The sequence below is a fragment of the Heyndrickxia sp. FSL W8-0423 genome (assembly GCF_038009395.1).
Lineage (GTDB): Bacteria > Bacillota > Bacilli > Bacillales > Bacillaceae_C > Heyndrickxia > Heyndrickxia sporothermodurans.
The window spans coordinates 1232672-1246446 of sequence record NZ_JBBPBE010000001.1 but is presented as its reverse complement, the minus strand read 5'-3'; the positions used below and the strand labels follow the sequence as shown (position 1 = coordinate 1246446).

Sequence of the window (13775 nt, the reverse complement as noted above, 5' to 3'; positions counted from 1 at the left end):
TCAATCATTACTCCCTTTTAAGAAGCAACTTTTTAACTATATCATTTTAAAAGTTTAATGTCAACAACTTTTCGAGTTTGTTTCAACTTTCATAGAAGCGACTTTTAAATCTTATCATCTTTATAAAATGATGTCAATACTTTTTTTGGAGCGGGTGATGGGAATCGAACCCACGACAACAGCTTGGAAGGCTGTAGTTTTACCACTAAACTACACCCGCATATTATAATTGTTTTAATGGCGCGCCCGATAGGAGTCGAACCCATAACCTTCTGATCCGTAGTCAGACACTCTATCCAATTGAGCTACGGGCGCATTTTTTAAAAAAAGCAATTTACTTTTCTGAAAGACTTTGGTGCGGCCGAGAGGACTTGAACCTCCACGGTGTTGCCACCACTAGGCCCTCAACCTAGCGCGTCTGCCATTCCGCCACGACCGCATCTTAAAAAGTGACATACAATATAATAACAAACTACTAGATAAAAATCAATAAGTTTTTTGGTGCGGGTGAAGGGAGTCGAACCCCCACGCCCTGCGGCGCCAGATCCTAAGTCTGGTGCGTCTGCCAATTCCGCCACACCCGCGCAAATTTAATGGTGAGCCATGAAGGACTCGAACCTTCGACCCTCTGATTAAAAGTCAGATGCTCTACCGACTGAGCTAATGGCTCTACATGAATATAAATATGAAGTTTTATTTAATCTGAACTAGGTTAAGCATCTACGACGTCCCAATCTCAGAAAGATCATTCAAGTTGCAGCTCGATTGGTACGCTGAAGCTTCCCTTCGAAGTTTAGTCGTTCGTGCTCTACCGACTGAGCTAATGGCTCGAATAAAAAAATAAAAAAATGGCTGGGCTAGCTGGATTCGAACCAACGAATGACGGAGTCAAAGTCCGTTGCCTTACCACTTGGCTATAGCCCAATATCATTTTTTAAAATGGCGGTCCGGACGGGACTCGAACCCGCGACCTCCTGCGTGACAGGCAGGCATTCTAACCAGCTGAACTACCGGACCAAAACTATTATTTATAACAATGACCCGTACGGGATTCGAACCCGTGTTACCGCCGTGAAAGGGCGGTGTCTTAACCGCTTGACCAACGGGCCACAAAATTAATTAACTGGCGGAGAAGGAGGGATTTGAACCCTCGCGCCGCTTACGCGACCTACACCCTTAGCAGGGGCGCCTCTTCAGCCACTTGAGTACTTCCCCTATATGGCTCCGCAGGTAGGATTCGAACCTACGACCGATCGGTTAACAGCCGATAGCTCTACCACTGAGCTACTGCGGAATAACATGTCATCTTATCGACTCTTAAAATTATAATTACGATTACACATTAAGTCAACCCATTTTAAAAAGTTTTTTCAAAAACTTATCATACACTTATTTCATCTCCAATTTCCCCCTGCATTTGCCACAAACAAAACGATCAACATCCACTTTCCTTCTACGTGTAAAAATAGTCTTACACCCTTTACAGACATATTTATATATTACTTTGGACTTTTTCCTTTGTACACTCTGCAATGGTGAACAGAATCTTGGGGCTTGTACTTCTTTAAGTAATTTTTTGAAATCATTGTCGCGATGTTGGTAGCCTTTTCCTTCAAGATGAAGATGATAATGACATAACTCATGTTTGATGATTCCAATCAATTCTTTTTCACCAAATTCAACATAATATTTATAGTTTATCTCAATATTATGGTTTTTTAGCAAATATCGCCCACCAGTCGTACGCAGCCTTGAATTAAATAAAGCAACATGTTTAAAAGGTTTTCCAAAGAACCTTAAAGATATTCGTTCAACTAGTTCTTGAAGCTCTTGATCATTCATCTTTCGTTCCCCTTTTTCCATTTTGCGTGAACATGACAAACTATTATAGCATATTGTAGATAATACTAAAGGAGGACTTTTGCCTATGCCAACTTGGTTTCAAAATCAAATGCGAAAAGCTTTTTCAGAAAAAAATCGATATCAAATTAAGCTTCTCAATCAATGTTGGTTTTTTTATCAACAAAAAATTTTATAACCCAATTATATGACAACTGTATAAATAATTGGCGTGTATGTATACACGCCAACGTTTACAACGCTACTAGCTTTGTAGCATTGTTAATGATAATCTTCCCTTTTGAGTATCCACTTTTTCTACCCAAACAGTGACAATATCCCCTAATGAAACTACATCCAAGGGATGTTTCACAAATTTATTACTAAGTTTAGAAATATGAACAAGTCCATCCTCTTTTACTCCGACATCGACAAATGCACCAAAATCTACTACATTTCTTACGGTTCCTTGCATTTCCATTCCTACTTTTAAATCTTCTAATTTTAAAATTTCCTTTTTCAGTAGTGGTTTTGGTAATTCATCGCGAAGGTCGCGCCCCGGACGATTTAATGCATCTATAATATCCTTTAATGTTAACTCACCAATATTTAATTGCTCTGATAATTCACTTAAAGAATAAGAACTTATCGCTTCTTTTAATTTTTCCGTTCCAATATCGCTAGGTGAACAATTTATTTTTTCCAGCAATGTTTTGACGGCTTGATAATTCTCAGGATGTATAGGAGTTTTGTCTAACGGATCATCTCCATCAATGATTCTCAAAAAACCAATACTTTGCTCATATGTTTTCGAGCCCAAACGTGGAATTCCTTTTAACTCTTTTCTGTTGTTAATCTTTCCAGTCTCATTTCTATACTTCACTATATTATTTGCAACTGCTTTACTTAATCCGGAAACATATTGCAATAGTGAGGGGGAGGCAGTATTTACATTTACGCCTACTTGGTTTACAGCTGTTTCCACAACAAATGTAAGTGATTCATTTAGTTTCTTTTGGGAGACATCATGTTGATATTGACCCACACCAACAGATTTTGGATCAATTTTCACTAACTCTGCTAATGGGTCTTGTAGTCTTCTAGCAATTGATACTGCGCTTCTTTCTTCTACTTGAAGGTCAGGGAACTCTTCACGTGCCAAATCAGATGCGGAATATACACTTGCCCCGGCTTCGTTAACAATAATATAAGAAATATCATCATTTATTTCTTTTAGAATTTCAGCGACAAATTGTTCTGTTTCTTGGGAAGCTGTTCCATTCCCTATTGCAATTACTTCTATTTTAAATTCTTTAATAATATCAATTATTTTCTTTCTTGCTTCTTCCGGTTTTGCTTTTGGTGGGTGTGGATAGATAACACCGATAAATAAAACTTTACCCGTTTCATCTACTACTGCGAGCTTGCATCCTGTTCGATATGCCGGATCAACACCGAGTACCTTTCTCCCTTTTAATGGGGGCTGTAATAATAGATTTCTAAGATTTTCGGAAAAAATATGAATCGATTGATCTTCAGCTTTTTCCGTCAATTCGTTACGAATCTCCCGTTCAATGGAAGGTTGAATTAGTCGTTTATAGCCGTCTTCAATTGCTTCTTTTACATATGGTGTGACACTAGACTGTTCATTCTTGATCACTTTTCGGAATAGTTGACTAATTATCTTTTCCTGATCCGGTTGAATGTTGACCCGCAGAACATCTTCTTTTTCCCCTCTGTTTAATGCAAGCACACGATGTGGGACAATCTTTCGTACTGGTTCTTCGTACTGGTAATACATTTCAAACACTTTTTTATCGTCTTTATCTTCTTTTTTTAATGTTGATGTAACGATCCCCGTTTTAAATGTCTCTTTCCGTATCCAATCACGAGTAGTTGCATCATCGGAGATCCACTCCGCAATAATATCCTTTGCCCCCATGATTGCATCTTCAATTGTATGTATTTCTTTTTCCTCGGATACATAATGTGCTGCTTCTTCATTAATATTTTTATCTGATGGATATGTCATCATCCATGTTGCCAACGGTTCCAACCCTTTTTCCTTAGCAATCGTCGCTTTTGTCCTTCTTTTTTGTTTATAAGGTCGATATAGATCTTCCACCATTTGAAGCTTATCGGCATTTAAAATCTTATTTTTTAATTCATCACTTAACTTTCCTTGTTCATCAATTAAACGAATAACTTCTTCTTTGCGTTGTTCTAGATTTTGGATATAGTTCCATCGGTCCATAATTGCTCGAATCTGAACCTCGTCTAATGCGCCTGTCATTTCTTTTCGGTAACGAGCGATAAACGGAACGGTATTACCTTCTTCTAGTAATGCAATGACATTTGAAATTTGTTTGTTCGAAAAAGATAGCTCTTTTGATAAACGTTGCTGCAGTTGGATCTTTTTTTCAACCGTTTGTTCCAAATCAAACACCTACTTCTTTAAAATTCACTAACAATCCTGCTAAACATATATTATCATTTCTTTATAAAAAGGAAAAAGCTTGCGATTAACGCAAGCTTCCAATAATGAACGTAGAATCATCCTCTTTGGAGAACTGTTTATTTTTTATTTCATTGGCGATTATTTTAACAGATTGGCGACTTTTTATTAACGTTTTTGTGTTATTAACTGCGAAACCATCCGTGTGAAAAAGAAATTTTGAATTTGGTTCATATAAAAAACGTTGTGTACGAATGTTTTGCGGACGCCCGGATAAGAAACCTCTTATTGGTAAAGGATATATCGTTTTGCCAGTTGGGGTATATAAATAAAAGCGGATATTTCCCACACAACTATATTCGAATTCACGAGTTGAAAAGTTCACCTTTAAAACAGCAACTGCCGCACCACGTTTTTGTGCGAGCACTTCATTGCAACGTTTCATTAATGTTTCTACATCATCAGTCATATTGTCTTTAACTACTTCTACAACAGCTGATGACGCTTCATAAGCATAACGACCACTGCCCAATCCATCCGCTAAGACACATAAAAAGTATTCCTCGGTAGCGGTAAAATAGTAACTATCTCCACAATAAGGTTTTCCTTCTTTAGCTGATTGGTAAGCATAAATTTCTACCAGCTCTTGCTGCAAATGTTTCATACCGATGAACTCTTCCTATCTCGTGATTCTTCGTTAATCGCATCACGTAATTTCTTAATCGCCTTCCTCTGAATCCGGGAAACATGCATTTGAGAAATTCCTAGTTTGTCTCCCGTCTCCTTTTGACTTAAATTATCTAGATAAGTTAATTGAATAATTTTTCGTTCTCGTTCATTTAAAACATGTAATACTTTATCAAGAACCATACGTTGATTTACTTTTTCAAAACCTGTATCTTCTTGACCTACTATATCTAAAAGCGTAACAGTACTTCCATCTGAATCAGCTTCAATGGAATGATCGACAGATAGGGCGTGGTAACTTTTCCCCATTTCCATCGCTTCCAAAACTTCTTCTTCGGATACATCCAACTTTGCAGCAATTTCATCAATTCGGGGAGAGCGCTGCAATAAGACCGTTAGTTCTTCTGAAGTTGTTTTTATTTTCGGACCTAGTTCCTTAATACGGCGCGGGACGTGCACACTCCAAGTTTTGTCACGTAAGAATCGCTTAATTTCTCCGATAATTGTTGGAATAGCAAAGGCTTCGAAGCTTTTCCCATATGAAGCATCATAACGCCTTATAGCCCCAAGTAATCCAAGTATACCAACCTGGAGAATGTCTTCTTGATATGATTTACCTTTAGAATATTTCCATGAAATGGACTCCACTAATTTTTTGTAATGCATCACAAGTTCATTCTGTGCGTCCATATCCCCGCTTTCTTGAAATGTCTTTATTAGTCTATTGATTTTTTCTTTTCCATATTGACTAGGTTGAGACAATTCGGGCATCGGTCTCCACCTGCTCTCCTTCAAGGTATTTGGTCATTAAGACCGTTACCCCTTTCTTATAATGAAACCTAACTTCATCCATAAGACTTTCGATTAGGTAAAGCCCCAGGCCTCCTTCACGCATAAACTCAACTTTTTCATTCTCATCGTACGGACCAGTTTCTGATTTTGTCTTTTCAACATCGAAGCTTCTGCCTTGATCAGCAACCATTACATCTAAACGATTAGGAAAGACGGTGAACCCGACAAATATTTCTCCCGCTGCATCTTCCTTATACGCGTGTTGAATTGCATTTGTAATAGCCTCGCTAGTTGCTATTTTTAAATCTTCTATCATTTCATATCCAAAACCCATACGGCTTGCAATTCCAGAAAGGGTTAATCTTATGACACCAATATATTCCGGCTTTGCGGGAATCTTCATCTCGATGTTATCGAATGCCTCCACCATTAAACTCCACCTTCTACCTCGGTATAAATTTCCATAATATTAGTTAAACCTGTAATATCGAATAACCTTTTTAACCTTTCAGATAAACCACTTAAATATAGTTTTCCGTTATTTGCGCGGATGCTTTTGAACAGACCAACAAAAACACCTAAGCCTGTACTATCCATATAAGAAACATCCGATAAATCAATCGACATCCATATTTCTTCCTTTTCACCATAAGGAACAAGTGATTCCCTTAACTTTGGTGCGGTGTATGCATCAATTTCTCCATTAATTTTTACTAGAACATGATTTTCACTTTCTTGTATATCAATTGATATGTTCATAACGTTCACCTCATTAAACGTTTATTCTTTTTCTTCTTTACCCGGATTATAATAAGGCTAAACTTATTTAAATTATTCTTTTTAAAATAATTAAAGTGAAATCATCTCGAAGTTGAAAAGCCTGAAGTCTTTCTAACTCTTTATACACATTCGTCACAATTTCTTGTGCCGGGAGATGGAGATATTTTTCAATTAAATGTGTCAAAGTGTTTCGTTCGATAAATCCCTCATTCGTGCGACACTCGGTGACCCCATCTGAAAGTAAAATAATAAGATCGTTTTTTTGAATAAATTTTTCATATTGTCGGTATTTGGTATTCTTTTCTATTCCAAGCAATAATCCTTTTGCATATAAGTCCGTGAATTCACGTCTGTTTGAGTCATAATAAAATCCCGGTTCATGCCCCGCGGATGAATAGGACAAATAATGATTTAATGGATTATACAATCCATAAAACATTGTAATGAACATATTCGGGTCCACATTTTGTTCAACAACTCGATTTAAGCTTTCCAGAATAATATTGGGTTCGCCATTCCCTTGTAAACTGTCCATTGCATACTTAATCATGGACATACATAATGCAGCAGGGATTCCTTTCCCTATCACATCTGCAATAGCAACACCAATGCATCCATTTTCATCCTTTACAAAATGAAAATAGTCCCCACTCATATGTTTAGCAGGTACACTAATAGCCCCTATATCCAAGAAATCCGTTTGTGGAATTTTTGTTCCTAATAAGGTCTTTTGCATGCTTGCAGCTATTTCTATCTCCGTTTTCAACTCTTGTTGTTGACTTCTTAAGCTTTGATGCTCTCTGTAAGCTAATCCATATCCCATCATTAATTCAAGAAGAACATCAAAGGACCTAAGAATACTGCTCGGTACATTCGGTTCAATTTCATGTATTATTGTACGATGCCAATTAATAATTTCTTCGGGATATATACAGTATTCAATCGATTTCCGGCTAAGCTTTTGAGCATGGTATAACACTTGTTCATTTTGATTTTCTAAATAACTTTTTATAATCTCTTTATATTTTTGTTCAAGTACTGTTTTAGAGTCCATAAATTACTCCTTTCTAGCGGAGCCATTTGATCGCTATAATCGTCGTACCCTTGTTTGGTGTTGAGTCTATATCAAATTCGTCCATAAGGCGTTTGACCCCGGGCAAACCAGCACCTAATCCACCTGACGTAGAGAAACCATCCTCCATTACTTTCCGAATATCATTGATTCCAGGCCCATCATCTTTTGCAATGATTTTCAAACCGATTTTTCCATCTTTAATTTCCTTTTCAATACAAATTTGTCCTTGACCGGCATAAAGAAATATATTTCTTGCCAATTCACTAATAGCTGTTGTAATTCTTGCTTGATCAACTATTCCAAAGTGTAACTCTTTAGCCACGTTTCGACCTAATTGTCGAACCGCAACGATGTCCCACTCATTTAATATCTCTACGCAGGATTGGAGCTCCATAAAGTTAATCCCCCAGTTCCTGTTGTAATTTCTCTAAACCACTATCTAGGTCTATTGCAGTTAGGACATCCTCCAACCGAATCCCCAGTTCAATCAAGGTGATTGCGACGGCTGGCTGAATCCCAGTTATGACAACTTTAGCCCCCATAAGTTTTGACATACTTATGACATCTCCAAGAACCTTCGCAATAAAAGAGTCGATAAAATCGATGGAAGTAATATCGATCACAACACCACGTGCACTTGTTGCATGAATTTTATGTAATAGATCCTCCTGAAATTCCAATGCTGTTTGGTCATCCAGTTCCCATTGAATGGATATAAGCAAACACTCTTTTAGTTTTAAAATCGGTATTCTCACAGTGCACCCTCCCACTTCACAATTTTTCGATTTGTTGCTTCCAATGCTTGCTCTATGCCTTTTCTTAATGTGCTCGTTGTAATAATTTGTGACAAATTAATCCCTAGGTTAATGATCGTTTGTGCAATTTCAGGACGTATTCCTACTAACATACATTTTGCACCTACTAAACGAACGGCATCAGCTGCTTGAATAATATGGTGAGCAACCATTGTATCGACAACGGGAACACCGGTAATATCGATTAACACGACTTCCGCACGATGTTTTACCACTCCATTTAAAAGGTTTTCCATAATAAGTTTTGCTCTTTCAGTATCGATTGTCCCAACAAGAGGCATAACCGATATTTTTTCAAATACAGGAATTAATGGTGCCGATAATTCTTGAAGGGCAATTTTTTGTAAAGAAACGGTTCTTTCCCAAGTACTGTTATATGCTTTAATAATTTCATTATTTATTGGTGTCATCCATTTTTCAAAAATGGTAAAGTATTCGAGTTTTTTCTCTGAAGAAAATAATTTTGTTTCATTTACTTTTTCAAAAATAACTTTATTTAATGTAGAGATACCAGTAGTCACAAAAGTTAAAGGCCAACCAAGTCGAACAAGCCTTTCTGCGAAATCAGTAAGTTTCTCGTTATAGCTTTCACTTGAATCCGTTAATCTCGATAATATGACATTAACAAACTCACTGCTCGTATTAACAAATACTTGATCGGAAACAACATTTATAAAGCGCTCATCCTCGTCACTTTTCATTCGTTTCATCCACTCATCTAAAATCTCGTCTTTGTGGGTTGGAATATATTCTACTAAAAAATTGTACATCTCGACCTCTCCTATCTCAAATCTATTTCTAATTACTTTCTTTTCCATCACTTATCTATATTTATGTTATCAAAAAATAAATAACTTAAATATTTTTTATATCCTTTCTTGGACAAAATAGGTCGTTTTTCCTACCACGTTTTATACTTATAAAAAAAGAAACCCCCCATCTGACTGAGTGTTTCTTTATTGATTCATCCTATTAAAATTCTATAAGTCCTAAACTAATTTGTAATGCATCGTCCACTTTTTCCATCATTTCTTCGTCTAAATGTGTGATTTTGTCTGTTAAGCGTTGTTTATCAATTGTGCGAATTTGTTCAAGCAAAATAACAGAATCGCGTTCAAAGCCATAACGCTTTGCATCAATTTCAACATGTGTAGGAAGTTTTGCTTTTTGGATTTGCGCTGTAATAGCAGCAACAATTACAGTGGGACTAAACCGATTCCCAATGTCGTTTTGAATCACTAAAACAGGACGTACTCCGCCTTGTTCGGAACCGACAACAGGGGAAAGGTCAGCAAAATACACGTCACCACGCTTAACAATCAAAGGACTAACCCCCGCTTACTAAGCGTTCTACTGTATGTTCTGCTTCGTATTCTGCTTGAATCGCCTCAGATGCTATCGCTAAATTAATTTTAGCCATTTCCATGTAGCCACGTCTCATTGATTCACGAATTTGTCTTTTTTTACGCTCACGCAGATACATTTTTGTAGCGCGATAAATAAATTCATTACGATTCACATTCTCTTGTTCTGCAAATCCATCAAGTTCTATTAACAATTGTTGCGGTAACTGAATTAATATTTCTGTTGTTGCGCTGGATTCAGACACAAACTACACCTCCACCAATCACTACACACCGATTCTTAAATACCAATTTAATAATACCACCAAATTTACTATATGCAAATATATTTTAAGCATTCCTAAGTATTATCGCCAAAAAAATCTATTAAATATGCAAATGGATAAAATAATTTTCTAAACATCTATAATTACGATTAATAAAAACAATCAGATTAAACGATTATCCACTTCAATGATCTCACCATGTTGGATGTATACTCTAGGGATTCTTGTTGAAATTAAACATGGTATTTCATAATTGATGGTTTCAAGTTTTTTTGCTATCTCATCCATCGAGATGTATTCAGTTCCTTGTTTTCCGACTAATGTTGCTTTTGTTCCAATCGGTACTTCACGTTTTAGCCTGATCATGCATTGATCCATACAAATACGACCTACAATCGGCACTCTTTCTCCTTCCACGAGCACTTCTTGGCCTTGTAATTTACGGATCCATCCGTCTGCATACCCTATTTGGAGTGTTCCTATCCATTCCTCTTGCTCCGTTTTATAGACAGAACCGTAACTAACCCCTTCACCCGGTGGAACCTTTTTCACGTTTGAAATCCTCGTATGAAGTGAAAACACCTCATGCAAAGGAAACGGAAGAACGCTTTTCATTTCTTCGGACGGGGAAAGCCCATACATTCCAATCCCATATCTTACCGCATTAAATTCGGATTGATCAAAACGTAAGGATGTAGCACTGTTTGCACAATGAATAAATGGAGGTTTTTCATTTAATGCTGCTACCATTTCTTTAAATTTGAAAAGCTGCTGATTATAGTATTGTTGATCAAGTTCATCAGCCGTTGCAAAATGAGTAAATAGACCTTCAAATTGAAAACAATCTGAATGATGAAGAAACGATTCAATCTCTTTTAAATCACTTATTTCCCTTACACCAATCCTTCCCATCCCAGTATCACATTTTACATGGACGAGAAGCTTCTGTTCTTTATTTAAGTGCTTTTCTGCTTGTTCTAGCCACTCTTTTTGAAAAACAGTTAATGAAATATTATATTGGGCAGCTATATATGCATCTGTTGGTCTGCTTGCCCCTAAAACAAGTATAGGTGACATGATTCCTTTTTTCCTTAACGAAATGGCTTCATCTAGAAAAGCCACCGCTAATCCGTAAGCACCCGCTTGTAATGCTGCTCTACCAATTTGTACATCCCCATGCCCATAAGCATTCGCTTTCACTACTGCAAAAATTTTTATTCCACTAGGTAAGTGCTTTTCAATTTGCTTTAAATTCTTAATTAATTGATCTAAATCGATTTCGACCCAAGTATCTCGAAAAAACGGTGTTTTTTCATTCATTCCATCCACTTCCCTAATTAACCTATATGATTATTTCCATCATTATTTAAACATATAACAGACAAAAAAGAAAACAGGTTCCCTTAAAACTGAACCTGTCTGCATAAATATTGTTTACTATTCTTTTTATGTTATATTTCATTTATTTTACGGGTTCTGATTGTACCGATTGAGCTACCTCAATTAATTCATTTTCTGTTAACTCTTTCGATGCAATCATATAATCAACACCATCTTGAGTCCAAGATATGGAGCCTTTTGTTAAAGTACCGATAGCAAATCCTAAATCTACCATATCAGCATCAGCAATTGATGTAGGAACCATCGTTGCCGTTTGCATCGCTTCTGCCTTCTCTTGTATCATCGTAAACGATTTTTTTCCAGTGTATGTCAATACTACACGTTTCCCGTTTTCTGTATTAATTTCTTTTTCATCCAATAGGGTTGTATCACCAATTTTCGCAGTAGGATATTTCACCGTTAACTCAGTTCCCTCTGGTTTTGCACTGGCAGGTATTTCATCTAATATAGAACTCGTTAAATTTTTATGTGTGTCAAATGCATTTTTATCGAATTTCGCATTGAAATCCACTTTCGTAAATTGTACAGAAACTAGTGTTTTACGGTCTGTATCCATAACCTTCACACTTTTCGGAGATAAGTTTCTTTTATTAAAAACAATCTCCTGATAGGGTAACATTTTATTGTTTTGGTAACGAGTCTTTGTTTCAAATACGTATTGGTCTTTCGTTGATTTAAACGTTGCATCTTTATCCAATAAAATATCTTTTACAAGCGATTCAAATAAATATGCTTGGCTGCTGTTTTGTGGCCACTCACTTTGAAATTTATAACTTTTATTAAGAGCAGGTGTTAATACGTACACCCCTTCTTTATTTCTTAAAATCATTTGACTTTGCTCTTTTATATCATTTTTCAAAAGTACTCGATAAAAGTTTGGCTTATTATGCCAAATTTCAATGTCATAGGTTTGTGGTTCATTTCCCACTTGCAACGTCATTTTCGCTTTTGCCTTATACCCTTTTAAGTCCTCTATCTTTTCTTTTAAATTTCCTACTACATCTTCTTGCGACTTGGATCCACAAGCTGATAGTACGATCATTATTGCAAGAGCCATCACAAGCATCCAAACCTTTCTTTTCATCCCTTCAACCCCTTCATAGTGTAATATTCGTTGGTGAAGAGAAAGGCCAGCATAAATCAATTACCAAAAGTCTCTGACTTTCATCATCTACTTATAGCAATGTTCAAATAAGCCTTGTCTCTCCTATCGCACTATGAATATATGAGACAACCTTTAAGAATATGCAAAGGGGCAGTAATTTTTATATTGTCTCAATTACAACTTGCGCAGCCGCAAATTGCTTACTATGTGTGATGGAAAGATGAACACCCTTTTCATGGGGTTTACGAAAGTAGGGCTTTCCATTGTTATCTACCATAATCTCCATATCTTGCAAAGAAAGCTCCTTTCCTATGCCCGTTCCCATCGCTTTCGAGAAAGCTTCTTTTGCAGCAAATCTGCCTGCTAAGTATTCAGATTTTCTTGATTCCTTTAGTTCTAAATATAGTTCCAATTCACTTTCGGTTAAAATTTTTTCGGGAAATCGCGGTTGACGGGTTCTTAATTGATGTATTCGGTCAATTTCAATAATATCTATTCCTATCCCTTGAATCATTTTATTCAATCCCTTCTATCACTATAAGTTGTTGCATATGATGTACAAGACTTTTTGCGAGAGGAGTATATTCTATGTATATTCGTAACGAAGGTTTCTTTCAATATATAAAAAACTACCCAATCGTTAGCACTATTATTTTACTACATGTATTGTTGTTCATAATGAATTTTATCCCACTTATCCCTCACAAATACATTTTCCAATGGTTATCCGGAGTAAATCTTTATATAGCAGATGGACAATTTTGGCGACTCATTACTCCCATTTTTGTACATGCGAGTTTCCCACATTTACTATTTAATTCATTTTCCCTACTCATCTTTGGACCATTTTTAGAAAGATTAGTAGGAAAATTGATTTTCTGCATATTTTATCTTATTTGTGGAGTGATTGGAAATATCGCTACATATCTTTTATTACCACTTACATATAGCCATGTAGGTGCTAGCGGGGCAATTTTTGGTTTATTTGGTATGTATTTAGCGATGATTGTTTTAAAAAAACATATGTTGACGATGACTATTCACCAAGTAATTATACCAATTGTTGTCATTGCCCTCGTTATGACTTTCCTTGAACCAAATGTGAATATCATCTCACATATTTTCGGAATATTGTCGGGCTATTTGATGGGAATTGTATATCTTACTGCTAAAAAAAAGGGCATCCAATAAATTTT

At 36.3% G+C, this 13775-nt stretch carries 17 protein-coding genes and 10 tRNA genes; 2 read left to right on the top strand and 25 right to left on the bottom strand.

Annotated features, from left to right (window positions below; genetic code table 11):
- Window positions 1–146: 146 nt before the first annotated feature.
- From MKY81_RS06340 to MKY81_RS06290, 11 genes are all read right to left on the bottom strand, one after another.
- Window positions 147–220 (bottom strand) — tRNA-Gly (locus tag MKY81_RS06340).
- Between the two features lie 18 nt (window positions 221–238).
- Window positions 239–315: transfer RNA gene (locus MKY81_RS06335), tRNA-Arg, on the bottom strand.
- Window positions 316–353: 38 nt separating this feature from the next.
- A tRNA-Leu gene (locus MKY81_RS06330) sits at window positions 354–439 on the bottom strand.
- Window positions 440–499: 60 nt separating this feature from the next.
- Window positions 500–584: transfer RNA gene (locus MKY81_RS06325), tRNA-Leu, on the bottom strand.
- A 10-nt stretch (window positions 585–594) separates the two neighbouring features.
- A tRNA-Lys gene (locus tag MKY81_RS06320) sits at window positions 595–670 on the bottom strand.
- 179 nt (window positions 671–849) lie between these two features.
- A tRNA-Gln gene (locus MKY81_RS06315) sits at window positions 850–924 on the bottom strand.
- A 16-nt stretch (window positions 925–940) separates the two neighbouring features.
- Window positions 941–1017, bottom strand: a tRNA-Asp gene (locus MKY81_RS06310).
- A gap of 20 nt (window positions 1018–1037) precedes the next feature.
- Window positions 1038–1109 (bottom strand) — tRNA-Glu (locus MKY81_RS06305).
- Window positions 1110–1124: 15 nt separating this feature from the next.
- Window positions 1125–1215: transfer RNA gene (locus MKY81_RS06300), tRNA-Ser, on the bottom strand.
- Between the two features lie 4 nt (window positions 1216–1219).
- Window positions 1220–1294 (bottom strand) — tRNA-Asn (locus tag MKY81_RS06295).
- 95 nt (window positions 1295–1389) lie between these two features.
- Window positions 1390–1842, bottom strand: a complete 453-nt coding sequence (locus MKY81_RS06290; RefSeq protein WP_066236203.1) for a SprT family protein — start codon at window positions 1840–1842, stop codon at window positions 1390–1392.
- Between the two features lie 85 nt (window positions 1843–1927).
- On the opposite strand from MKY81_RS06290, the gene cmpA reads away from it, so the two are divergent.
- Window positions 1928–2038 carry a cortex morphogenetic protein CmpA gene (gene cmpA, locus MKY81_RS06285; RefSeq protein WP_107920420.1) on the top strand — a complete coding sequence of 37 codons (111 nt, stop codon included), beginning with the start codon at window positions 1928–1930 and terminating at the stop codon, window positions 2036–2038.
- Window positions 2039–2104: 66 nt separating this feature from the next.
- On the opposite strand, the gene MKY81_RS06280 is transcribed toward cmpA, so the two are convergent.
- From MKY81_RS06280 to acpS, 14 genes are all read right to left on the bottom strand, one after another.
- Window positions 2105–4276: a Tex family protein gene (locus tag MKY81_RS06280; RefSeq protein ID WP_108072228.1), complete on the bottom strand. Its 2172-nt coding sequence runs from the start codon at window positions 4274–4276 to the stop codon at window positions 2105–2107.
- Window positions 4277–4361: 85 nt separating this feature from the next.
- Window positions 4362–4958, bottom strand: a complete 597-nt coding sequence (locus MKY81_RS06275) for a PP2C family serine/threonine-protein phosphatase (protein ID WP_341117148.1) — start codon at window positions 4956–4958, stop codon at window positions 4362–4364.
- Entirely contained in the window at window positions 4955–5752 is a 798-nt protein-coding gene (gene sigB / locus MKY81_RS06270) for an RNA polymerase sigma factor SigB (RefSeq protein WP_066236198.1), read from the bottom strand. The genes MKY81_RS06275 and sigB overlap by 4 nt, the downstream gene beginning before the upstream one ends.
- Complete coding sequence (gene rsbW / locus MKY81_RS06265) at window positions 5730–6203, bottom strand: anti-sigma B factor RsbW (RefSeq protein ID WP_108072226.1); 474 nt, start codon at window positions 6201–6203, stop codon at window positions 5730–5732. Before rsbW ends, sigB begins: the two co-directional genes overlap by 23 nt.
- On the bottom strand, window positions 6203–6532 hold the full coding sequence (locus tag MKY81_RS06260; protein ID WP_066236193.1) for an anti-sigma factor antagonist: 330 nt from the start codon (window positions 6530–6532) through the stop codon (window positions 6203–6205). Before MKY81_RS06260 ends, rsbW begins: the two co-directional genes overlap by 1 nt.
- A gap of 67 nt (window positions 6533–6599) precedes the next feature.
- Window positions 6600–7607, bottom strand: coding sequence for a PP2C family protein-serine/threonine phosphatase (locus tag MKY81_RS06255; protein WP_341117143.1), 1008 nt, complete (start codon window positions 7605–7607; stop codon window positions 6600–6602).
- Window positions 7608–7620: 13 nt separating this feature from the next.
- Window positions 7621–8022 (bottom strand): anti-sigma regulatory factor, encoded by a 402-nt coding sequence (locus MKY81_RS06250; protein WP_327990227.1) that lies wholly within the window; start codon window positions 8020–8022, stop codon window positions 7621–7623.
- A gap of 4 nt (window positions 8023–8026) precedes the next feature.
- Window positions 8027–8383 (bottom strand): STAS domain-containing protein, encoded by a 357-nt coding sequence (locus MKY81_RS06245; RefSeq protein WP_325948905.1) that lies wholly within the window; start codon window positions 8381–8383, stop codon window positions 8027–8029.
- Window positions 8380–9213 (bottom strand): RsbT co-antagonist protein RsbRA, encoded by an 834-nt coding sequence (locus MKY81_RS06240; RefSeq protein WP_325948906.1) that lies wholly within the window; start codon window positions 9211–9213, stop codon window positions 8380–8382. Before MKY81_RS06240 ends, MKY81_RS06245 begins: the two co-directional genes overlap by 4 nt.
- Window positions 9214–9415: 202 nt before the next feature.
- Window positions 9416–9766, bottom strand: a complete 351-nt coding sequence (gene ndoA / locus MKY81_RS06235; RefSeq protein ID WP_055741345.1) for a type II toxin-antitoxin system endoribonuclease NdoA — start codon at window positions 9764–9766, stop codon at window positions 9416–9418.
- Window positions 9767–9770: 4 nt separating this feature from the next.
- Window positions 9771–10052, bottom strand: a complete 282-nt coding sequence (locus MKY81_RS06230; protein WP_066236184.1) for a CopG family ribbon-helix-helix protein — start codon at window positions 10050–10052, stop codon at window positions 9771–9773.
- A 183-nt stretch (window positions 10053–10235) separates the two neighbouring features.
- Complete coding sequence (gene alr / locus MKY81_RS06225; protein WP_108072224.1) at window positions 10236–11393, bottom strand: alanine racemase; 1158 nt, start codon at window positions 11391–11393, stop codon at window positions 10236–10238.
- 142 nt (window positions 11394–11535) lie between these two features.
- On the bottom strand, window positions 11536–12558 hold the full coding sequence (locus MKY81_RS06220) for a LolA family protein (protein WP_325948908.1): 1023 nt from the start codon (window positions 12556–12558) through the stop codon (window positions 11536–11538).
- A gap of 181 nt (window positions 12559–12739) precedes the next feature.
- Entirely contained in the window at window positions 12740–13093 is a 354-nt protein-coding gene (acpS, locus tag MKY81_RS06215; protein WP_108072220.1) for a holo-ACP synthase, read from the bottom strand.
- Between the two features lie 74 nt (window positions 13094–13167).
- Between acpS and MKY81_RS06210 the strand changes: the two genes are divergently transcribed.
- On the top strand, window positions 13168–13770 hold the full coding sequence (locus tag MKY81_RS06210) for a rhomboid family intramembrane serine protease (RefSeq protein ID WP_107920413.1): 603 nt from the start codon (window positions 13168–13170) through the stop codon (window positions 13768–13770).
- The last annotated feature ends 5 nt before the right edge of the window (window positions 13771–13775 follow it).

What these genes read in the sequence shown, in the direction of transcription:
- MKY81_RS06290 (WP_066236203.1), bottom strand. Translation starts at nt 1,842, where the DNA reads ATGAATGATCAAGAGCTTCAAGAACTAGTTGAACGAATATCTTTAAGG.
- cmpA (WP_107920420.1), top strand. Translation starts at nt 1,928, where the DNA reads ATGCCAACTTGGTTTCAAAATCAAATGCGAAAAGCTTTTTCAGAAAAA.
- MKY81_RS06275 (WP_341117148.1), bottom strand. Translation starts at nt 4,958, where the DNA reads ATGAAACATTTGCAGCAAGAGCTGGTAGAAATTTATGCTTACCAATCA.
- sigB (WP_066236198.1), bottom strand. Translation starts at nt 5,752, where the DNA reads ATGCCCGAATTGTCTCAACCTAGTCAATATGGAAAAGAAAAAATCAAT.
- rsbW (WP_108072226.1), bottom strand. Translation starts at nt 6,203, where the DNA reads ATGGTGGAGGCATTCGATAACATCGAGATGAAGATTCCCGCAAAGCCG.
- MKY81_RS06260 (WP_066236193.1), bottom strand. Translation starts at nt 6,532, where the DNA reads ATGAACATATCAATTGATATACAAGAAAGTGAAAATCATGTTCTAGTA.
- MKY81_RS06255 (WP_341117143.1), bottom strand. Translation starts at nt 7,607, where the DNA reads ATGGACTCTAAAACAGTACTTGAACAAAAATATAAAGAGATTATAAAA.
- MKY81_RS06250 (WP_327990227.1), bottom strand. Translation starts at nt 8,022, where the DNA reads ATGGAGCTCCAATCCTGCGTAGAGATATTAAATGAGTGGGACATCGTT.
- MKY81_RS06240 (WP_325948906.1), bottom strand. Translation starts at nt 9,213, where the DNA reads ATGTACAATTTTTTAGTAGAATATATTCCAACCCACAAAGACGAGATT.
- alr (WP_108072224.1), bottom strand. Translation starts at nt 11,393, where the DNA reads ATGAATGAAAAAACACCGTTTTTTCGAGATACTTGGGTCGAAATCGAT.
- MKY81_RS06220 (WP_325948908.1), bottom strand. Translation starts at nt 12,558, where the DNA reads ATGAAAAGAAAGGTTTGGATGCTTGTGATGGCTCTTGCAATAATGATC.
- acpS (WP_108072220.1), bottom strand. Translation starts at nt 13,093, where the DNA reads ATGATTCAAGGGATAGGAATAGATATTATTGAAATTGACCGAATACAT.
- MKY81_RS06210 (WP_107920413.1), top strand. Translation starts at nt 13,168, where the DNA reads ATGTATATTCGTAACGAAGGTTTCTTTCAATATATAAAAAACTACCCA.